The sequence below is a fragment of the Nocardia thraciensis genome (genome assembly GCF_054782435.1).
This window is the reverse complement of the sequence record NZ_BAAGSM010000017.1, coordinates 1-20,739: the sequence shown is the minus strand read 5'-3', so window position 1 is coordinate 20,739 and position 20,739 is coordinate 1. Positions and strand designations below refer to the sequence as shown.

General features: G+C 70.0%; 17 protein-coding genes. 5 read left to right on the top strand and 12 right to left on the bottom strand.

Translation table 11 applies throughout. The annotated features are described in order from the left end of the window. Positions 1–29 precede the first annotated feature (29 nt). Positions 30–1,022 carry an NAD-dependent epimerase/dehydratase family protein gene (locus ACYVLQ_RS07945; RefSeq protein ID WP_460696742.1) on the bottom strand — a complete coding sequence of 331 codons (993 nt, stop codon included), beginning with the start codon at positions 1,020–1,022 and terminating at the stop codon, positions 30–32. A gap of 212 nt (positions 1,023–1,234) precedes the next feature. Between ACYVLQ_RS07945 and ACYVLQ_RS07940 the strand changes: the two genes are divergently transcribed. The 3 genes from ACYVLQ_RS07940 (at position 1,235) to ACYVLQ_RS07930 (ending at position 4,379) form a co-directional block, all read left to right on the top strand. Further along, positions 1,235–1,561, top strand: a complete 327-nt coding sequence (locus tag ACYVLQ_RS07940; protein WP_068018833.1) for a type VII secretion target — start codon at positions 1,235–1,237, stop codon at positions 1,559–1,561. Between the two features lie 3 nt (positions 1,562–1,564). Next, entirely contained in the window at positions 1,565–3,211 is a 1,647-nt protein-coding gene (locus ACYVLQ_RS07935) for a hypothetical protein (protein ID WP_460696741.1), read from the top strand. 295 nt (positions 3,212–3,506) lie between these two features. Continuing rightward, complete coding sequence (locus ACYVLQ_RS07930) at positions 3,507–4,379, top strand: TIGR03619 family F420-dependent LLM class oxidoreductase (protein ID WP_460696740.1); 873 nt, start codon at positions 3,507–3,509, stop codon at positions 4,377–4,379. A gap of 2 nt (positions 4,380–4,381) precedes the next feature. Here the strand turns inward: ACYVLQ_RS07930 and ACYVLQ_RS07925 are convergent, their stop codons facing one another. From ACYVLQ_RS07925 to hisS, 3 genes are all read right to left on the bottom strand, one after another. Then, the gene (locus tag ACYVLQ_RS07925) at positions 4,382–5,389 is read right to left on the bottom strand and encodes a malate dehydrogenase (protein WP_460696739.1); all 1,008 of its coding nucleotides are present in this window, start codon (positions 5,387–5,389) and stop codon (positions 4,382–4,384) included. Between the two features lie 318 nt (positions 5,390–5,707). After that, positions 5,708–6,352: a hypothetical protein gene (locus tag ACYVLQ_RS07920; RefSeq protein ID WP_460696738.1), complete on the bottom strand. Its 645-nt coding sequence runs from the start codon at positions 6,350–6,352 to the stop codon at positions 5,708–5,710. Between the two features lie 97 nt (positions 6,353–6,449). Further along, the gene (hisS, locus tag ACYVLQ_RS07915) at positions 6,450–7,727 is read right to left on the bottom strand and encodes a histidine--tRNA ligase (RefSeq protein ID WP_460696737.1); all 1,278 of its coding nucleotides are present in this window, start codon (positions 7,725–7,727) and stop codon (positions 6,450–6,452) included. Between the two features lie 171 nt (positions 7,728–7,898). On the opposite strand from hisS, the gene ACYVLQ_RS07910 reads away from it, so the two are divergent. Further along, on the top strand, positions 7,899–8,768 hold the full coding sequence (locus ACYVLQ_RS07910; protein ID WP_460696736.1) for a peptidylprolyl isomerase: 870 nt from the start codon (positions 7,899–7,901) through the stop codon (positions 8,766–8,768). A 428-nt stretch (positions 8,769–9,196) separates the two neighbouring features. Further along, positions 9,197–9,763 (top strand): hypothetical protein, encoded by a 567-nt coding sequence (locus ACYVLQ_RS07905; RefSeq protein WP_460696735.1) that lies wholly within the window; start codon positions 9,197–9,199, stop codon positions 9,761–9,763. Positions 9,764–9,872: 109 nt separating this feature from the next. On the opposite strand, the gene ACYVLQ_RS07900 is transcribed toward ACYVLQ_RS07905, so the two are convergent. The 8 genes from ACYVLQ_RS07900 to ACYVLQ_RS07865 form a co-directional block, all read right to left on the bottom strand. Further along, positions 9,873–10,271, bottom strand: coding sequence for a DUF4913 domain-containing protein (locus tag ACYVLQ_RS07900; RefSeq protein WP_460696734.1), 399 nt, complete (start codon positions 10,269–10,271; stop codon positions 9,873–9,875). Further along, positions 10,268–12,112 (bottom strand): type IV secretory system conjugative DNA transfer family protein, encoded by a 1,845-nt coding sequence (locus tag ACYVLQ_RS07895; RefSeq protein WP_460696733.1) that lies wholly within the window; start codon positions 12,110–12,112, stop codon positions 10,268–10,270. The genes ACYVLQ_RS07900 and ACYVLQ_RS07895 overlap by 4 nt, the downstream gene beginning before the upstream one ends. Positions 12,113–12,151: 39 nt before the next feature. Continuing rightward, positions 12,152–12,796 carry a hypothetical protein gene (locus ACYVLQ_RS07890; protein WP_460696732.1) on the bottom strand — a complete coding sequence of 215 codons (645 nt, stop codon included), beginning with the start codon at positions 12,794–12,796 and terminating at the stop codon, positions 12,152–12,154. Further along, entirely contained in the window at positions 12,796–14,508 is a 1,713-nt protein-coding gene (locus ACYVLQ_RS07885; protein WP_460696731.1) for a peptidoglycan DD-metalloendopeptidase family protein, read from the bottom strand. Before ACYVLQ_RS07885 ends, ACYVLQ_RS07890 begins: the two co-directional genes overlap by 1 nt. A gap of 288 nt (positions 14,509–14,796) precedes the next feature. Next, entirely contained in the window at positions 14,797–15,105 is a 309-nt protein-coding gene (locus ACYVLQ_RS07880; RefSeq protein WP_068032680.1) for a transposase, read from the bottom strand. A gap of 118 nt (positions 15,106–15,223) precedes the next feature. Further along, positions 15,224–17,038 (bottom strand): hypothetical protein, encoded by a 1,815-nt coding sequence (locus tag ACYVLQ_RS07875; protein ID WP_460696730.1) that lies wholly within the window; start codon positions 17,036–17,038, stop codon positions 15,224–15,226. 1,328 nt (positions 17,039–18,366) lie between these two features. Continuing rightward, on the bottom strand, positions 18,367–18,528 hold the full coding sequence (locus ACYVLQ_RS07870; RefSeq protein WP_460696729.1) for a hypothetical protein: 162 nt from the start codon (positions 18,526–18,528) through the stop codon (positions 18,367–18,369). Between the two features lie 445 nt (positions 18,529–18,973). After that, complete coding sequence (locus ACYVLQ_RS07865) at positions 18,974–20,467, bottom strand: SCO6880 family protein (RefSeq protein ID WP_460696728.1); 1,494 nt, start codon at positions 20,465–20,467, stop codon at positions 18,974–18,976. Positions 20,468–20,739: the final 272 nt, after the last annotated feature.

Here is a 20,739-nt window from a genome sequence, read left to right as displayed (position 1 = left end):
CTCCAGTCGAACATCTGTTCTAATCGCTGTCAAGCGACGCTGGGCGCCTCGGGCCGCGGCGACGCGCCCTTGTAGAACGCGATCAGATCGCGCAGCGTCTCGGCCGTCGGGCGGGGCCGGTAGCCCAGTTCCACCCGCGCCTTGTTGCCGTCCACCAGCGGCGCCGACAGCAGCGCGCCCATCGCCGCCTTCGACACCCGGTCGCTGCCCAGCAGCTTGGCCGCGGGCTCCAGCACCGGCAGCACCGCCGAGATCACCTTGAGTGGAATCGCGAACGACGGGCCCCGCTTGCCGTTGGCGGACGCGGCCATCCGGCTCACCTCCAGCATGGTCAGCATCTCGCCGGTCAGCAGGTAGTTCTCGCCGGTGCGGCCGTGCTCACCGGCCAGGATCAGCCCGGCCGCCACGTCGCGCACGTCGACCAGGTCGAAGCCGCCGCCGATCATCACCGGGACGCGGCCGCGCGCACAGTCCCACAGCGTGGTGTTGATCCGGGAGTCGGAGTGGTCGATCGGGCCGTAGACGCCGGTCGGATTGCAGATCACCGCGTCCAGCCCCGCGTCGATGACCTTGCGCAACTCGATCTCGCCCTGCCACTTGGAGCGGTCGTAGACCGGCAGGTGCTCCTCGACCGAACGCGCCGACCGCTCATCGATCCGGCCGCCGCAGGTGTACTGGTTGAAGGCGTGGATGGAGCTGGCGTGCACCATGCGGCGGACGCCGACCTCCAGCGCCGCCTCGGCGACCACCCGCACGCCCTCGGTGTTCACCCGCCAGGCCAGATCGTCGCGATGGGCCAGGGTGATCACCGCGACCAGGTGGTAGAGCATCTCGGCGCCCTCGAGGGCCGCGCGCATGGACGCCGGATCCAGCACGTCGCCGGTCACCCAGGTGACACCCGCCGCGGCGGCGCCGGAGGGCCGAACCCGGTCGATGGCGGTCACCTCGTGACCTTGCTCCACCAACTGGCGGAGCAGATTCGTGCCAAGGAAGCCGGCGGCGCCGGTGACTGCGACCTTCATGGCACAGAGGATATAGAACCCGTTCTAATTTGCAACAAGTTCTAGTTTGCTTCCGTTTGTTCCGCCCGGGCGTCGCGTCCGCTCGAAACCTGTCCCGCAGGTCGGCTATATTGAGGCCGAGCCGTTGCCGGGAGTCACGCGGCGACGCAGCAGATCACGAGCACCGACGTTTCACGAAAGCTGATGATCATGATGATTGGGGGGCAGATTCGATGAGTGAACCACTCTCGATCGAGAGCGACGCGGTTCGCACGTTCGCGGCGACGCAGGAGGGTGTCGCGGGTCAGATCGCCGCGGCGGGGGATATGGACACGGTCACGCACGTCGCCGCGATGACCCCGGTGTTCGGCGTCATCGGCGCGGACTATCTGGCCATGTTCGCCGCCGCGCAGGTGTTGCACGCCAAGGACATCAACGAGCTCTCGGGCAAGGTCGACAATCTCGGAAAGCACGCATTCGGCACGGCCGCGGTGATCGACGACTCCGACTCGTCGTTCTCGAACCTCCTGGGGTCCCTCGGCAATCAGATCGGGGGATAACTCGTGCGCACACTCGATTCCGGACACGACAGCGGCGTCATCGACGCGCCCGCGGCCGCCCCGGCAGCCTCCTCGGAGGCGGCGGCGCCCGCTCCGGCCGGCGATCCGGTCCTGACCTCCGCGGCCCAGCAGGGCCCGATCCAGGACGTCCCGGTGGGTCAGCTGCCCGCCGATATGCCGCCCCCCGAACCGCCCGAATTCGTGCCCTCCCGCAAGGAGTTCGAGGACGAGGGCGCACCGCTGACGGCCGTTCCGCACGCGCCCGGGCTGGGTGGCGGCGGTGGCGCCCCCGACGCCGCGGCGGCCGTCGCCCCGGCCGCGGCCGTCGACCCGGCCTCTCCCCTGCTCGGCGCCGCGCACAGCGCGATCGACAGCGCGCGGGGCGCCCTCGGCGGCGATCCGTCCGGCGTCCTCGGCGGCGCACACAACGCGGTGAACAGCGCGGCCGGTGGCGCCGCCGCGGCGGCGCAGCAGGCGGCCGTCCCGGCCGTCGCCGCGAACGCCGCGCTCCCGGCCGATCCGGCCGCCGCCCTGATGAACGGCCTCGCGCTGCCCGCGCTGCCGGGCGTCGACATGCTGTTCAAGCCGATCCTGGACCTGCTGTCCTCCTTCGGCACCGGTGTCATGGGCTCGCTCAACCCGGCGAATCTGCTCAGCCAGTCCTCACAGGTCATCCAGAGCGCGATGTCGGTCGGCCAGGGCGCGTTGAAGAGTGTCGGCGAGGTGTGGGAGGGCCAGTCGTCGAACAGCGCGCAGGCCGCGGGCCAGCAGACCCAGGTCCAGGGCGAGGACGCCGCCCAGCGCGGCTTCGACATCTCCAAGCTCACCGAGGAGGCCGCGGCGGTCGTCCAGCGCGGCAATGTCCAGCTCACCGCCGTCGCGAATACCTTTGCGGCGCAGGCCTCCACGCTGGCTCCATTGATCTTCACGCCACCGGCCCAGGCCACGCTGATCGGTCTCGCCACCGAGCATCTGGGCCAGGCGGTCGCGATCACCAATGCCACCCGCGGTGAGCTGGGCGGCTACACCGGCCAGCTGGCCGGTGTCGTCCAGCAGGTGCTGGGCGCCAACGGCCCGCAGGCCGCCCAGGCGGCACAGTCGGTGGCGGAGAGCGTAGGCCAGCCGATCATGGAGCAGGCGCAGCAGCTGATCTCGAGCGGCGCCTCGGACACCATGGCCGCGGGCCTCGGCGATTCGGCTACCGGCGGCACCTCCACGTATTCGTCCTCCTTCGACGGCAACGGCGCGCACGCCGGTTCCGGCGGCAGCGGGATGGGAGGCGGCGGCGGAACGGCCGCTGGCCTCGGCGGGGTCGGCGGCCTCGGCGGCGGCGTGGGCGCCACCCCCGGTGGTCCCGGCGCCTCGGTCACGGGCGCGCGGCCCGGCCTGGGCGGCATCCCGGGCATGCCGTTCGGCCCCGGAATGTCCGGTGTGGCCGGACAGGGCATGGGCTCGGGATTCATGGGCGCTCCCGCCGCTGCCGCCGGTCAGCGCGGCAACGAGGAGGAGCACGACCGCAACGTGCAGCCCTACCAGAGCCCCACGGGCAATACCGATCTCACCGGCGCGCTGGGCGAGACCGCACCCGAGGTCATCGGCCAGACCCATCACGACGAGATCATCAACGATTACGAGATGGATCAGCTGTAGGTTCACGCGCACCGCGACCGGCCCGGGCCCGCTTCGGCCCGGGCCGGTCGCGTTCCGCTCGAACATAGACACATAGAACGCGTTACATAATCGAGCCCGCGAGTGCGCTACCGCGGAACCGTGGCGACAACGCGAACACGGGCACCCACTCACCGATAATCCGTGCCCACCAGGCGGATACGCGGGTCAGCGGGACGCATTCACCGATCTACTGACAGCTTTGCCCGGCTCGGGCTACTATCTCGAGAGCTATTAGAATCTGTTCTAGTTTGCAGCGAGCCGAGAGGATGCCTCGATGCGCTTCACTTACGCGGAGGCGATGACCGATCCCGCCTACTACATCCCGCTGGCGCAGGCCGCGGAGGCCGCGGGATTCCACGGTATGTCGATCGCCGACAGCATCGCGTATCCGGCGGAATCGGATTCGACGTACCCGTACACGCCCGACGGCTCCCGCGAGTTTCTCGACGGCAAGCCCTTCATCGAGACCTTCGTGCTGTCCGCGGCCTTGGCGGCGGCCACGAAGACGCTGCGGTTCAACCCGTTCGTGATCAAACTGCCGATCCGCCCGCCGGTCCTGGTCGCCAAGCAGACCGCCTCACTGGCGTATCTCAGCGACAACCGGTTCGCCCTCGGTGTCGGGATCAGCCCGTGGCCGGAGGACTTCGACATCATGGGCGTGCCGTTCGAGCGCCGCGGCAAGCGGATGGACGAATGCATCGAGGTGGTCCGCGGGCTGTGCACCGGTGAGTACTTCGAGTATCACGGCGAGTTCTACGACATCCAGAAGATCAAGATCACGCCCGCGCCGACGGAGCCCGTGCCGATCCTGGTGGGCGGGCACAGCGACGCGGCCCTGCGCCGCGCGGTGCGGCTGTGCGACGGCTGGATGCACGCGGGCGGCGACGCCGGGGATCTGGACAGGATGCTGGCCCGGCTGACCGAATTGCGCGCGCAGAGCGACCGTTCCGGCCCGTTCGAGATCCACGTCGCCTCGATCGACGCCTATACCCCCGATGGCATCAAGCGCCTCGAGGACAAGGGCGTCACCGACGTCATCGTCGGCTTCCGCTACCCCTACACCCCCGGCCCCGACACCGAGCCCCTGGAAACCAAGATCGCCAATCTGGAGCGCTACGCCGAATCGGTCATCGCCAAGACCTCCTGAACTCAGCGCTTCTTGGCGAAACCGAGGTCCATGACGGCGTCGCGCTCGGATTCGAGCTCGGCGACGCTGAGATCGATGCGCTCGCGGGAGAATTCGCTGATCGAGAGGCCGGGGACCATGGTGTAGCGGCCGTCTGCGCAGGTGACCGGGAACGAGCTGATCAGGCCCTCGGGGACGCCGTAGGAACCGTCGGACGGCACCGCCATGGACACCCAGTCCCCGGCCGCGGTGCCCAGCACCCAGTCGTGGATGTGGTCGATGGCGGCGCTGGCCGCGCTGGCGGCGGACGACGCGCCGCGGGCCTTGATGATCGCGGTGCCGCGCTGCTGCACGGTCGGGATGAAATCCTCGCGGATCCAGGCCTCATCGGCGACGACCTCGGGAGCGGGGCGGCCCGCGATGGTGGCGTGCTCGATATCCGGATACTGCGTGGCGGAGTGGTTGCCCCACACACTTACCCGGTGGATCTCGGCGGCGGCCGTGCCGGTCCGGCGGGCCAGCTGGGCGATGGCGCGGTTGTGGTCGAGCCGGGTCAGCGCGGTGAAGCGCGCGGCCGGGACATCGGGCGCGTTGCTCATCGCTATGAAGGCGTTCGTATTGGCCGGGTTGCCGACCACGAGCACCTTCACGTCCTCGGCGGCGCTGGCGTTGATGGCCGCGCCCTGGTCGGTGAAGATCGGGCCGTTGGCGGCCAGCAGATCCGCGCGCTCCATACCGGTGGTCCGGGGTCGCGCACCGACCAGCAGCGCCACGTTGGCGCCGTCGAATCCGACCCACGGGTCGTCGCTGATATCGACCGACTCCAGGAGCGGGAACGCGCCGTCCTCCAGCTCCATCGCCACCCCCTCCAGCGCGCCGACCGCCGCCGGAACCTCCAGCAGCCGCAGCCGCACGGGAGTGCCGGAGCCCAGCATCGCACCGGAGGCGATCCGGAACAGCAACCCATAGGCGATCTGACCGGCGCCACCGGTCACGGTGACGGTCACGGGCGTGCGGGTTGCGGTGCTCACGACAACTCCTCTTGATCGACGGCCTCCCCCAACCCTAACGACCCTCACTCGCCCGCAGCGCGCACCGTGAGCAACGCGACATTCCCACCCCGCAAACCCTCGGCGAACCACTAGGCAGACGAACTAACTTGCGCCCCAGCCCACTTCGCACGCAGGACCACCGTCGCAAGCGGCCTGAGCCCGGCCTGCCCTCTCCGCGAACCTCTCGCCGCGACTGCCTCCCCGGCGCCGCCGACCGCGGGCCACGCGGCCGCCACGCACCACCGCATCGCTCTCTCTCGCTACCCGCGGCACCTGTCCGACCATGTCGTGCGGACCTCACTCCAGCGTGGCGATCTCGCTATCGCTGAGCACGACCGGTTGTACGGCATCCTTGGCGCGCACCAACTGCACCGCGCGGTAGAGCGGCCGCTCCTCCAGCCCCGTGTCGCGGGCCTCGGCGCGCAGCTGGCCGATCAGGAGATCCGAAACCGACAGGGCCGCAGCGAGTTTACTGGACGCCAGGGCGTCGGCGAGCTTGCGCAGGCCCAGGATATGCAGTTCCCGGCCACTCCCGGCGTCGGTGTACATCGCCAGCGGGACCGCCTGGGTGCCGCCCCCGGCGGTGATCCGCAGCGCGATGCGGCTGAGCCTGCCCGGATAGACCAGGATCTCGACACCCTCGGCGGCGGCGATATCCACCCGCCGCACACCGAACAGCCTCCGAGCCTCGACCACGGTGCCCGCCAGCCAGATTCGCCGCCGCTGCACCGCCGCGGCGTACAGCGCGGTGGGCGCGCCGAGCAGCGACCCGGCCAGCAGCCCCACCGACCAGCCCACCAGCAGGCCCAGCAGCAGCGCGGTGAGGACACCGAGGGCGAGCGCCGCCAGTAGCAGTCGCCGCAGCATCGGCGCGTACAGCTCGGGGGCGATCAGATCCAGGCCGACCCGTTGCGGCCCTTCGGGATCGGTTTGTTCAGTCACTCGTCCACATTCGTCCGGTCGGTCGAACGCCCGCCCGTTCACCGAATCATCCAGGGGTGACTCGCCATCGGGGGCGGGCGCCGTATCCGTGACGCTACTACCGATCCGCCGCCAGGGCGGCGGTGACGGCGGCGACGGTGTCATCGATCCGGATCTGCTGCTGGTCGCCGGTGGACAGGTCCTTCAGCCCGATCTCACCCTCGGCCAGATCGCGATCGCCCAGCACCAGAGCGTATTTCGCGCCCGACCGGTCGGCGGACTTCATCGCGCCCTTGACGCCCCGGCCGCCATAGGAGAGATCCACCCGGATACCGGCGGCACGCAACCGGCCCGCCAGCTCCACCAGCCTGCTCTTGGCGGCCTCGCCCAGCGGCACTCCGAACACGTCCACCCGGGCCGGATCGGCAGCGGCCTTGCCCTCGGCCTCCAGCGCCAGGATCGCGCGATCGACGCCGAGCCCGAAGCCGATGCCGGACAGTGGCTGCCCGCCCAACTCGGCCATCAGGCCGTCGTAGCGGCCGCCCCCGCCGATGCCGGACTGCGCCCCCAGTCCGTCGTGCACGAATTCGAAGGTGGTCTTGGTGTAGTAGTCGAGCCCGCGGACCATGCGCGGATTGACCACGTACGGCACACCGAGCGCGTCCAGATACCCGAGCACCTGGTCGAAATGCGTCTTCGCGGACTCCGAGAGGTGGTCGAGCATGAGCGGTGCGTCGGCGGTCAGTTCCCGCACCTCCGGCCGCTTGTCGTCGAGCACTCGCAGCGGGTTGATCCGCACCCGGCGCTCGGTCTCCTCGTCCAGCGGCAGCCCGAGCAGATACTGCTGCAGCAGCTCCCGGTACTGCGGGCGGCAGGTGTCGTCGCCGAGCGAGGTGATCTCGAGCCGGAACCCGTCGAGCCCGAGCGACCGGAATCCGGTGTCGGCGATGGCGATCACCTCGGCGTCCAGCGCCGGATCGTCCACTCCGATGGCCTCCACACCCACCTGCTGCAGCTGCCGGTAGCGCCCGGCCTGCACGTTCTCGTATCGGAAGAACGGACCGACGTAGCACAGCTTCACCGGCAGCGGGCCGCGGTCGAGCCCGTGCTCGATCACCGCCCGCATGACGGAGGCAGTCCCCTCCGGGCGCAGCGTCATGCTGCGGTTCTTGCGGTCGGGGAAGGTCCACATCTCCTTGCTGACCACGTCGGTGGACTCGCCGACGCCGCGCGCGAACAGCCCGGTCTCCTCGAAGATCGGCAGCTCCACATGCCCGTACCCGGCCAGCCGCGCCGCGTGCACGAGCGCGTCGCGGACGGCGACGAACTGTGCGGAGGCGGGCGGCAGGTAGTCCGGGAAACCCTTCGGGGCGGCAAAGCTGCTGGTCTTGGTCACGATCGTCCAGTCTCCCCCACGCCCCCACGAATAGTCCAACCGGTTCCCGCCGCGGCCGAGCGGAGCCGACGAACACGGTTCTCAGCAACTGATGGCACACTCTATTGCCGGAAGCTCAGGGTTCACCCGCCGGAGGCGGTGCAGACGAACACAGCACGGGAGGAATAGGGAGTGCCGAGCAACGAACAGCGGCGAGCGGCGGCCAAACGCAAGCTGGAGCGACGACTGGCCCGCCAGGCCGAGCGAGCCCGCAAGCGCAAGCGGCTCGCCATCGCCGGATCAGCGCTCGGTGTGGTCGTCGTGGTCGCGGCCGGTGTCGGGATCTACTATCTGACCCGCGGCGACGATCAGGATGCCGCGGCGGCGAACCCGGACACCTCGCAGACCGAGACCCCGCAGGCCGCGCCGCCGCCGCAGGCCAAGCCCAAACCGGCGACGGTCGGCTGCGCCTACAACGACGGCGGCGAGGCCGCCAAGCCCGTGCACAAGCCGGAGAAGACCGAGGTCTCCACCGCCGAGGCGCAGACGGTCCGTATCCAGAGCAGCCAGGGCCCGATCGATATCAAGCTGAACTCGGGCGAATCGCCCTGCACCACCAACAGTTTCGTCAGCCTGGTAAACCAGGGTTACTTCAACGGCACGCCGTGCCATCGGCTCAGCACCAAGGGCCTGAAGATGCTGCAGTGCGGCGATCCGACCGGCAGCGGCAAGGGCGGCCCGGGCTACGCCTTCGACAACGAGTACCCGACAGACCAGTTCTCGCCGGAGCAGCTGGCCGCCGATCCGACGCCGGTCCAGTACAAGCGCGGCGTGGTGGCGATGGCCAACGCCGGACCCGGCACCAACGGCAGCCAGTTCTTCCTCATCTACGGCGATTCGCAGCTGCCGCCGCAGTACACCATCTTCGGCACGGTCGACGAGGCCGGGTTGCAGACGCTGGACAAGATCGCGGCGGCGGGCGACGACGGCTCGATGGACCCGCGCCCGGGCGGCGGCAAACCGAACCTACCGGTCACCTTCGATTCGGTGACGGTGGCCTGATTCCCTACGGCCACGGCGATTTTGGGCACGGCGTCGGCTCTCGGCGCCGTGCCCGTCGCGGATCGGGGCGGGCGCGGAAACCTACCGGTAGGGACCCCGCATGTCGCACTGGCACAGGTCATTCGGTTAGGGCATTCTGAATCTGGAGAACATTCGGCGCTTCGGGTTCCTTGCCGGAAATGTGCGATATATGCTTTTGTTGCACGGTCTGAGTAAGGTAACCCTGCTTTTTGACTGGTAACCTCGAAGAACGGAGTACGAAGCGACGTAGTATCCGCCCCACCAGGTGGTGCCCTCGTCGAAAAGTGCTCCCGGTGTCCGCGTTTGCAGGCGGGGCATCGTCACGCGAACCACCGTTCGGGTGGCGTTGTCCATGACGAAGCACCACAATCATCCACAGTGATCACTGCAGCATCGGGGAGCAGGCTATGGCCGAGGAACTCGACGACATCGGTCGCGAAACAGCGGCACTGATGAGGCAAATGTTGCAGCTTGCGACATTGGTCGCACTGCGCACCCGGGAACGTGGCCAACGTGAAGCCGAGGCCCGCGTCAAGATGACGCAGGAGCGGGTCAAGGAAGCCCGGGAGCGCATGCTCCGGGACGCGCGCGAAGCCAAGTCCAAGGACCCACGCAACCTCGAGCTGGCGCGGATGCTGGAAAAGCCCGTGCTCGAGAAGGGCGTCTCCCTGGAGAAGGACCGCTTCGCCGCACAGGCCACGGCCGCGCGCAGCGCCGCACAGGCCGCGGCGGCGAAGACCAAGGTGCGCGAGCTGGACCGGTACGACTCCGTGGAGCGGCGGCAGGCCCTGGCAGGCCACCTCGCCCGGATCGGGGTTGCCCCCGAACTGGCCGCCGTACGGATGCTCATGGAGGTCAGCCAGGCGCATCCGCCGCAGGCGGCGGTACGCACCCGGCCAGACGATCCGGCACGCATCCCCCGCACCCGGGAGGTCGAGGAGCGCGGCCGCGAGCGCGAGCGCACCCGGCAGTAGAGCTCCGGCGTCGACGACAGTCGTCCCGCCCGAATCGGAAATTCGGTCGTGATCCCGTCCGCGGGATCCGGCGGCCGACATTCCGGGATCGAGTGCGGGGCTTCGCTTTTCAGGAGCGGAAGTCCCCCGCGGACGGGTCGACGGCCGGATCGGCGAACATGCCGTGCTGCGGAGATTTCAACGGCAGCGGGTTGAGCATTTCCTTATGCCCATGGCGCACGCTGCAGTACTTGAAGGGCCCGCGCGGATCCAGCAGCTTGGCCATATGTTTGTCGGCGTGGTCCAGGAACCAGATGCTCATCCCCACGGTCTCGTCCTGACGCAGATACTCCCACGCGCGCCACAACGCCTGCAGTCGCACCACGGCCTCCGCGTGCTTCCACCATTCCGGGCACCACACCGTATCGGTGAGATCGGTGACCTGACGCCGGTACACGAGACTCAGATAGTTCTCCACGAACTCGACAACGTCCTTATAGATCGTGTCATGTGGCTGGTCAGGATTCACAGTGGCCGGACCTCCTCGGGCTGTCCGTAGGTCGTGGGGGGCGGCGCGATATCGGTTGCGCCACGGGACTCGATCAAGTCGTTCACGGTGCTCGCCCGCTGCGGATCGTGCTGCTCGATCGAGCGCTTCACCTCGGCAGCGTACTCGCCCTCCCACCACGGCACGGTGCGAACCATCGTCGCCGGTGCGCCCGAGGAGAATACGATCGCGCGACCGCGGGGAAATGTCACGAGAGCGTTCACGTTGAGCGTGCGCGAGGATCCCAGCGACCGCGAATAGCTCTTGCTGCCCTTGGACTCCGATACCGAGGCCGAGATCGAATCGTAGTCACCGATCGCCTCCGAGCGCTGGGTCAGGAACTTGATGTCGTCCACGCCGCTGCCGAGCACCTTGATGTTGGCGGCGGCCCACAGCGCCTCCATACCAGCCTCGCCCCAGCAGCGAGCGCCCTGTGCCCAGGACTGCAGCACCGTCATGACGACGATGCCGCGAGAGCCGAAGTGGCTGTACTGTTTCGGCAGATCCTTCCAACGGACGATGTTGGCCGCTTCGTCCAGCACGGCGAGCAGCGGGATGGGCAGGCGGCCGCCGCGAGACTGGGACGCCTTGTACATGGCCCTTTCGATCACCGCCTCGGTCAGCGCGCTCACCAGCGGACCCGCCGAACCTCGGCCTTCCAGGGAGAGGCAGTAGAGGGTCCAGTTTCCGTCCAGGAACTCCAGTTCGTCGAACTCGTAACGTGATTCGGCGCCCGCGGTGACCCACTTGTGCACATTCGACAGCTTCAGGCAGCGAGCCATCTTCTTCGCGGTGCCGAAAATGCCGCTTCTGGTGCGGGCTTCGGCGTTGTACTGCTGCGCCAGACCGGATGCCGCGAAGTTGAGTCCGGGCGCCCCGTAGTACGGGGCCGCGCGGCGCAGTATCTCGACCGGTTCGCCGTTGTTGGGATCGGTAACCCACTCCCAGACCTGGGTGATCGGAAGATTCGCCACCGATGCGGCGAGGAACAGACCCGCCAGCAGGTCCTCGGCCTCGGGGTCGAAGTAGGTGTCGCGAGTCTCGTCCGAGCCGTCGTCGCCGTCGGCGAAGTGACCGGCGAGACGGGCAGCACGCATCTCACAGCCGTCGCGCGGCGCGTCCACCCAAGCCAGCGGATTCCAATACCAGGTCGGATGCTCCCCCGCCACGCCCTGCGGATCGAAGATGAACGTCCGAGAACCCTTGGCCTCGCGTACATCTCGCGTCGCGTCGACCACGTCGCGCTTGTTCGAGGTGGCCAGTACCGGCCCGATGGCGGTGAGGATCGCGGGGATCACGCGGGAGGTGGTCTTGCCCTGGCGAGGGCCCCAGATGTCCAGGTGCAGGTCCTCATACGAGCCGTACAGCGGAACCCCGTCGGCCACCGAGATGCCGATCGGAACGCCGGGCGGATCGTCGTAGCCCAGCCGCACGCCGATCTGCTCGGCCTTCGCCCGCGCGCCCGATTCGGTCAGCGAGGCGATGGCGCCGCCGCTGCCCATGTACTGCGCCTTGGCGTCGACCGGCAGCGCGCCCTTGCCCTGCTTCTTCTTCAGCCGCTTGCGTACGATCACGGCCGCCACGACCAGCACCACGACCAGCAGCAGGATCACGGTGGCGGGCGTGGGCCACTCGATCTTGCCGCGCACCAGGCGCGCCACCACCTCGATCGGATTGATCGGGATGTCCTGTCTCGTCGCCGAGAGCCGGTTACCCAGGTGCAGCGCGGCCCAGACCGTTCCGACCAGCCCGAAACCGATGAAGATCAGATACGTGGATACGTCCGGACCCGGATCGGCCGGGTCCCGTACCTTCTTCGCCATCTCCGCCTCCTGGGGGTGACCGTTATTCGTGGGTGCGGCTCAACGGAATCCGTCGAGCCGCCAGCCGTCGGGGGTGTGCACGACGGTGGCGATGACCGTCGCCGGCGGCAGCGGTTCGCGCCGGCCGTCCGGATAGACGACGGTCTGCTCTATCCCGATCTTGTACTGCTGGTTGTTCGGATCGCCTGCGTTGGGGGCCTTCTCCCCCGACGCGAAGGTGAACGCCTCCACCTTGGCGTCCGCCTTACCCCAATCCGCCCAGCGCAGTGTCGGTTTCGGGGTCTCGGCGGCGCCGGGTGGCGTATCCAGAATACGGATCAGGCTGGGACCCAGCCACTTCCGGGCCCGCAACAGCGAGGCATCCTGGCTCTCCGTCCTCGGATACCAGGTGTAGATCTCCTTGATCGCGGCGACGGCCACGCCGTCGGGGGTGGTCGGATCGGGCGCGGGAACCGCCTCGAGTTGCCGGAGGGTGGACGTGGGTGTGCGCCCGGCGGCCGCATCCGCATCGTCACCGCCGCTGCCGCCACAGGCGGCGGCCAGCATCGCGACGCCCACCACCAGCATCACCACCAGATTCGCCTGTTTCATCGTATTCTTCCAGGTTATCCGGCCCGGGCGGCGAATCGGCAGCACCCGCGCGGATCCGGTCCCGGCGTGTCCCTTTCGTGCGCGTGTGTCCATCACATCACCCTCCGCAACCGGCCGTCGCCGGGGATCGGGGCCTCACGCACGCCGGAGGGGTCCTCGGCCTTGATCATCGTGCTGTCGCCGATGTAGACGCCCACCTCCGCCGGGCCGCGGCGGCCGAATTCGGAGAACACCAGATCGCCCGGCCGGGCCTTGCTCACCGGGATCTCCGCGCCGATCTCCCACTGCTGTTCGGCCGTGCGCGGCAGGTTCACCCGGCCGGAGGAGGCGGCGAAGACCGCCGCCGAGGTGAGACCCGGGCCGTCCAGGCCGCCGCCGGTGGGTCCGGACGGACCGCCGCCGCCCCACACGTACGGCGTACCGAGCCACTGCTCGGCGGCCTCGACGACATCGCTGCCGTCGCCGTCGCCCTCCGGCTGGAACCGGCCCATCGACCCCGGCGCCCGGTACTGGCCCTCCATCGCCAGGATGTTGGCGACGTACGGCTGGGTCTCGGAGAAGTGCGCGGCGTACTGGTTGGGCATGCCGCCCGACGCCAGCACCGCGCCCTCCCCCGCGTTGTACGCCGCCAGGGACAGCGGTACGACGTCGCCGCGCACCTTGCCCTCGCCGATCCAGCCCTCGACCTTGTGGGCGATCGCGCACATGTAGCGGCCCTGGGCCATGATCGCGTCGCCGTCGTCCCAGATGCTCGCCGCGCCATTGCCGTCGGCGTCGATCAGATACGGCTGACCGTCGTCGGGATTGGTGGCGCGCGCGGTGCCGGGCAGGAACTGCGACAAGCCCTGGGCGCCCGCCGGGGAGGTCAGACCACGCCGGAAGCCGGACTCCTGGCGGCCCTGCGCGGCGAGGATCGACGGAGTCATCTCCGGGCACAGCGAACCCGCGCGCCGGTACCAGACCTCGAGTTCCGGCGGCACCTTCCCGTCGGCGAGCGCGCCACCCGCGGTGCCGAAGCCGCGCAGGCAGTTCGGGTTGGTGGAATACGGCCACGCCCCACCGGCGTTCGGGGTCGGGGCGCCGTCGAGCCAAGGCAGCGGGTCGATCTGGCGGCCGCCCGTGAACCGGCCACCGGGCACGATCTCGAAATGCAGGTGCGGGCCGGAGGATTCGCCCGCCGAGCCGACGGCGCCGATCTCCTGCCCGGCGCGCACGGTCTGGCCCACGCGCACCTTGACCCCGCTCTCCCACTCGTGCCCGTACACCGCCGAGAACGGGCGGCCGTTGACGTCGATGGAGTCCACGACGATCCAGTTGCCGAAGCCCGACGCCGGGCCCGCGGCCACGACCACGCCGTCGGCGACGGAGAAGATCGGGGTCCCGTCGGCGGCGGCCAGGTCGACGCCGAGATGACCGCCGTTGCGGGCGCCGAAGGTGTCGGAGACATAGAAGGATCCGCCCGGCAGCGGCCAGGTCCGGCGGATCGGCGCGTTCCCGGCCGCCAGTGAGGGCGCACCCGTCGCGGTCGTCTTCATCGCCGCGGGCGCGTTCGTCACACCCGGCATATTCGGCCGCGTCGACGAATCCGGGGTCGGGCGCGCCTGACTACCCGACGTGCCGGCCGCCGATGTCCCCGCCGCTCGCGGGTCCCCGGGTGCGTAGCCGCCGAGCGGCGGGGCGACGGACGACGGCACGGTCGTCGTATCGCACTCGTCCTCCGAGGCGGGCACTACCACCACCAGCACGAGCGTGACCAGCGCGATCACGCTCCCCAGCCCCATCCACGCCAGGGTCTTAGCGCTCACCCCGCACCCTTCCCACACCCCTCACACGCCGACCCTCGACCCGCGCACCACTGGTTGCCGCACCCCTCGCACGCTCACGCACCCCCTGCATGCTCATGAAGGGGGTGCGCGATCCGACAAACCGTGCGGGAGTCTGCCCATCGAGGCGGGCACACGCCCCGGGGCGCGGAACCTCCACCGGAGCATCACTTTTCGCCGCACCCTTTGCGTGCTCACGCACCCCTGGCAGAGGCCTGGAAGGGGTGCGGGAACCGGCGAAACGTGCGGAGGACGATGTGGTGGCTGGGGTCATGTGGTGCGTTTGGCGTCGTTGAGGGTTTCGGCGAGGGTGCGGTTCATTTCGGCCGCGGCGGCCAGCTGCTGCTGCAGCAGGGCGACCTTGCGGCGCAGCGCGCCCGCGTCCATTCGCTCGAGACCGGGTCCCTCGGCGGCGCGGACCCAGTTGCGCACCGAGTTGGTGTGCACGCCGATCTGCTCGGCGACCACCCGGCAGGCCTCCGATTCGCTGCGCAGCTTCCCGGTCAGCGCGATCACCTGCTCGACCGCGGCCTGGCGCACCTCCGGCGACACTCTTCGATAGGACCTGTGCGGCATCATCCGACGAACCTCCCGATGCTCAGCAGCCGACTGCGCGAATCATGGTGCGGCACAACCCGATCGCGACTCGAGTCGGCCCTTCTCCGACTGAACGCCTGTGCGGCGATCGGCCCGCGCCTCACGCGGCGCTCCCCTCGTCCCCGTGCTTCGACGTGGACTCGGTGAACTCGCTGAAACGCTGGTTGGTCTCGTGGATGCCGCTTTCCTTCTCCGACATCGTGAACTCCATGTGGAACGGAATCCCGGGGCGGCGATCCTCGCCGATCTTGAGCAGGAACTTGCCGGTGCCCGGCGCCGGAGGCCGGGCCTGCCCGGGCTTGAGCGCCTCGCCCGTGAGTGCCTGCGGCGCCGACCAACTCGTCACCATCTCCTCCTCGGCCGAGGTGAACGGCACCGTCGAATCCAGGCGCTTGATCTCCTCGGGCGGCAGCGCGCCGAAGATCTTGGCGCGCGCGCGTTCGAGGAAGCCGAGCGCCTTGGCGATGGCGGCCTCAGAACCCAGCGACTGCAGGTCCTTGATGGTGTGGCTGATCATGATCAGCGAGGTGGCCAGGCCGCGCTGCAGGCGGGTCAGCTCGTCGACGCGGTCGACCATGAAGTCGCCGAGCCCGAGCACCTGCCACAGCTCGTCCATCACGACCTGGAAGTAGCGCTGCGGGCCGATTTTGGCGTCGGCGAGCACGTGCGCGGCCTCGACCGAGGCGAAGCCGTCCGCCCAGCAGGACAGCATCACGGCGGCCTTGAGTTTCTTGTCGCCGTTGGGGATATGCGACACGTCGACGCATACCGCGACCGCGGAGGTGTCGATCGGCGTGGTGGTCTGCCCGTTGAACACCGCACCGAACGGGCCCTGGGTCAGCGCGCGCAGCGACCGGCGCAGGCCCTTGGTGGCCTCGTGGTACTCGTCCATGGTCTCGGCGCCGGCGTCGAGCTTGAGTTCCTCGCTCCCGCCACCGATCACGTTCGCCAGATCCTCCATGATCGGCGGGTTGTCCGGGGTGTAGCCGCTGCCCTCGCGGTACAGGATGCGCAGGGCCGTGGAGATCAGCGTCTCCTCGTAGTCGCGCACGCGCGCGCCGCGCACCAGCTCGACCAGACCGGCGATCAGGGTGACCTGGCGCGCGCGGAGCTCCTGCGTCACCTGCAGTTGCAGCGCGGGCATATCCTCCAATATCGGCACGATCGAGCCGAGCACGCCGCCCGCGAGCGGGTTCAGCACGCCGTGGCCGTATCCCAGGTCGATGACCTGGCCGCCGACCATCTCCACCATCTTGCGGTAGTCCGGTTTGACATCGGCCAGGATCAGCGGCGTGATGCCCTGGGCGACGCCGCCGAGCACGATGCGCCGCACCAGCGAGGATTTGCCGAAACCGTTGAGCCCCAGCACGAACAGGCTCGGCGCGGTGATGAAGCTGCCGCGCATGAACCAGTTCATCGGGTCGAAGCAGACCGGCGCGCCGGTGTGCAGATGGGATCCGAGCGGGGTGCCGATCAGCGGCGCGCCCGCGCCGACCGACCAGGGCCACAGCCCCGCCACCTGCGCCGTGGTGGCACGGTACTCCACCGGCCGTCCGACGACGTTCATGCGGCCGCCGCCGGGACCGGCGTAGCCCCGATCGGTGAGGGGCTGGGTATCGCGGTCGAATCCGTCCTCGACGAAGGCCTCGATCCGGGCCGACGCGTTGGCCCGACGCAGATCGTCGGTGCGGATGCGGAATGCCGCCCACGCCGCCCGCAGGCCGTTGCGCTCGCGGGCGATGGCCTCGTAGCGCGCCCGGGCGTGGTCGTCGAGCAGCGGCGGGCCCTGCTTCTTCTGCTTGCCCGCCTTGGCATTCCGGGGCCCACCGCGCGGGCTCGCGGGCCGGGGCGGGGCGGACTGCCGGTCCGGCCGGGGACGGGCGGCGCCGTCCGGAGATGGGGCTCGCAGCGACATTTCGGGCCCCCCGTATTCTCGTGTCGGCCGCTCCGGTCGCGCGGCGTTGTCCTGTGCTCGTGATGCGCCGCGGCGATCATCCAGGCCGCGGCGGCGCTGTCCGGATCGTCCTGCGGTGGAACGGGATTCGCCGCGCGGCCGCTCGACACGCCGGTCGGCATCAGCTGCGTATCCTCGTTCGGACCTGCCGTCGCGAGATTGGGCGGAGCGCGATCGCCCACTGCCGGAACGGGATTCGGGCCCGCCCCGAGCCTTGCGATCCGGGCGATTCCCCGGCGAGGCCTGGGATCTCGATGCCGCGGCCTGCTCGGCGACGGGATCATCCGGGCCCTCGTACGGACCCTCGGGCGCGCCTGTGGCTGGGCCGTCGGAGGTGCCGGCCGCGCCGCTAGGACCACCTCGACCGCGTCCGCCTCGTCCTGCGGGCGTGCTCCCGGCGCCACGGGATTCGTTCCCGCGCGCGATATCCGCCGAGGGCGTGGCGCCTCGCTCCGGATGATCTGCACCGGTGTGCCCGGGGCCGCCCGTTTCGCCACGCGGCGTACCCGTTTCGATGTACTCCGCCCACTCGCCGCCATCCCGGCCCGCGTCGCGGCGTTCCGCCTCCGTCACACGCGATCGCGCCTGCCCGTCGGCCTCGCGGTCCGCCGAGTAGAACTCCGCATGCCCAGCACGAGACTCGGCACTGTCCCCCAGCTCGACACCCTCTCCACCGGCAGAATCGAACTCACCGCGCCCAGCGCCAACTTCGACACGGCCTGCCGGCGCGGCACCCCCACCCTCCGCGGAGTGGAACTCCACACGCGCAGCACCAGATTCGGCACGACCCGCCCGCCCGAGACCCTCGCCACCCACGGAGTCGAACTCTGTGCGCGCAGCACCAGACTCGGCACGACCCGACCGCTCGAGGCCCTCGCCACCCGCAGAGTCGAACTCTGTGCGCGCGGCACCAGATTCGGTGTGGTTCGCCGGTATGGCGTCGTCCCCACTCGCGGAATAGAACTCCGCATGTGCGGCACGAGACTCGGCACGGCCCGCTTGGTCGACGCCCTCTCCACCCGCGGCATCGAACTGCACCCGGTCCGCCGGTACGACACCCGCTCCTCGCGCGGAGTGGAACTCCGCATGTGCGGTACGCGATTCGGTGTGGTCCGCCTGTGGGGCGCCGTCTCCGCTCGCGCTGTAGAACTCGGCGTGCGCGGCGCCATGGTCGGACGCGCGGCCCGCCGGGCCGCCCTCGGATCGGTCCGACGCACGCAGTTCCGAACGCGCGGTGGGCGATTCGGCCGCGTTCTCCGGTTCGGCGCCCGCGCCTCCGGCACCCATGTTCAGGCGAGCAGGCTCGGGCGGGGCGGCCCCGCCACGCAGCTCTGGGCCATCCGCACGCTCGACACCTCGTCCGGCGCGCGAGTCTCCAGCGCCTCCGGAGCCGGGCTCGCCACGATGCCCGATACGAGACGATTCGTCGCGGCGGCCGGTGTCGGCGGCACGACGCATCTTTCCCCGCGCGGCACGCGGTTCGCGGTCGTCCTCGGGGTCGGCGGTCCCACGCCGTGGATCGCGTTGGGGGCCGTGGGCGATGCGCGATTCGGCGGTGCGTCCCGCGGCCGGGTGGTCGTCGTGGTGCGGGGCGCGCGGTTCCGTACGCGCGGTGTCGGATTCGTGCTCGGGCTGGGTGGGCGCACGGCGGTCGGAGTCCTGGCCCGGTTCGCCCGGGGCGCGGCGGCGCACGGGGCGCAAGGGCACCTCGTCCCAGTCGGCAGGCCACTCGCCCACGTGAGGCTCGCCGGGCGTGTACGCCTCGAGCTCCCACTCCTCGCCGCGCCGCGCGCGGCGCACGGGCACCGGATTCTCCGGGTCCACCACCCGTTCGCTGTACCGCGGCGGCTCGCCGCGGTACCGAACCGGAGGCTCGTGCTCACCTGCCATGAAGACTCACCCCGCCAATGCTTTCGGAATGGTCGCGTGTTCCGGCAGGATCACGCCGCAGCCGAGGGAGGCCGCGAAGGCCGCCGCCTGGTAGCGGTAGCACCGCCGGATCTTCAAACGCGCCTGCGTGGACAGGTCGCGGGTTATGGCTTCGATACGCGGCAGGTCGCCGCGCAGGGGCTCGGTGATGGTCACCAGGGCCCCGAAGCGGGTCACACCGTGACCCCGGGCCTGCTCCTCACGGGCCTGCTGGGTGGCGCCCACCCGCAGCGTCGCGGCCGCCGAGACGACCCCGCGCTCGCTCTGCTGCGCGACCAGGGCGTTCTTGTAGTCGTCGTCGACGATCTCCGCGGCGTCGGCCGCCGAGTGCGGACGGTACACGATGGCGATGCGCTTGCGCGGAACCTCCGGATTCGGCGCCAGCAGCCGCTGCAGCACCCGCTCGTCGACCGCGCCCTCCGGCGCCGAGTCCATCTCCCAGGTGACCGAGCGGCCGCCGTCGTGCAGGAAGTGGTCCCAGCGCTCCTCGTGCGAAATCGGGCCCGCGTCAGCCCAATCCAGGCCGTGGCCGCCCGGCTCGCCGACCGCCACCTCCAGATCCGCCTGCGACGCCGGGTCGTAGCTGCGGCGGATGAACGAGATCACCTCGTCGGCCGACATCGGCTGAGCACGCACGCCCGCCTCGGCCAGCGCGGCGCAGATCCCGGGCAGTCGGCGGCCGATCTCGACCGCCTCCTCGGCCGGATTCTTGCGGCGCTCGGCGGTGGTGGCCTTGAACGTGATCGCCACGCGGGGCAGCAATTGCACACGCTCCTGGGGCAATTCGGTCGCCAGCTCGAACATCACCTGCTGCGCCAGCTCCGGCGCCTCCGCGCGGGTGATCGTGGAAACCTCGGTGAGCAAACGGTTTCCGGTCTCGGGCACGGTATCGATGACGGGCACGACGGCGACGATGTCGGAGGTCTGGCCGAGCGAGGCCAGGAAGGTGCCCCACGCCGAGACCCAGCGGTCGATCACCGGCTGGTCCACCGCCTCGTGCCCCTGCGGCCAGGCCCGCAGCACCACGGTGTACTGGGCGAACTGCGGCAGGTGGATCATGCCGAAGCTGTAGCCGCCCGCGTCGATGCCCTCGTACAGCTTCGACGGCGCCATCAGCCCGGGCAGTCGCGCCACCCCGCCGGGGACCCGGGAGAACCGGCCGCCGCGGTACACGTGCTCACCCTTGCTGCGCCCGCGCAACCAATGGAACATCATCAATCCCGTCTCGTAACCGGAGCGGCCGCCCGACCGCCAGACCAGTGGAATCATCACGACCGCGCCGACACCGGCGACGAAGAACGCTGGCTTCGGCCCCGCCACCAGCGCGGTCAGCAGCGCGGTGATGACGACCCCGAAGCCCAGTACGGTCTCCCCCCAGCGCAGACCGAAAAGGCCTGCGCTGCGGGGCTTCTGCCACAGCCCGTACGAGCGGTGCTCGTAGGTGGATTCGGTCGTCGTCATCGCGGGATGGTGCTCCTGCCGAGGTTGGGTTCGCGGTTGGCCCAGCGGTCACCGGCGACGTCTCCCATGGCGGCGTCGGCTCGGTTCAGACCGGCGCCCGCCGAGCGAGCCGTGGCGATGCGGTTCATCGCGCGGGACGCGCCGCCGCCGGATGCTACTGCGCCGGAGCCCTGCGGACCGGCAGGACGCGCGGCGCCGCCACCCCCGCGGCCGCCGCGGCCGCCGCCACCGCACCGGGGCGGGGTCGGGCGCGGGCCGCCGCCGCGGCCACC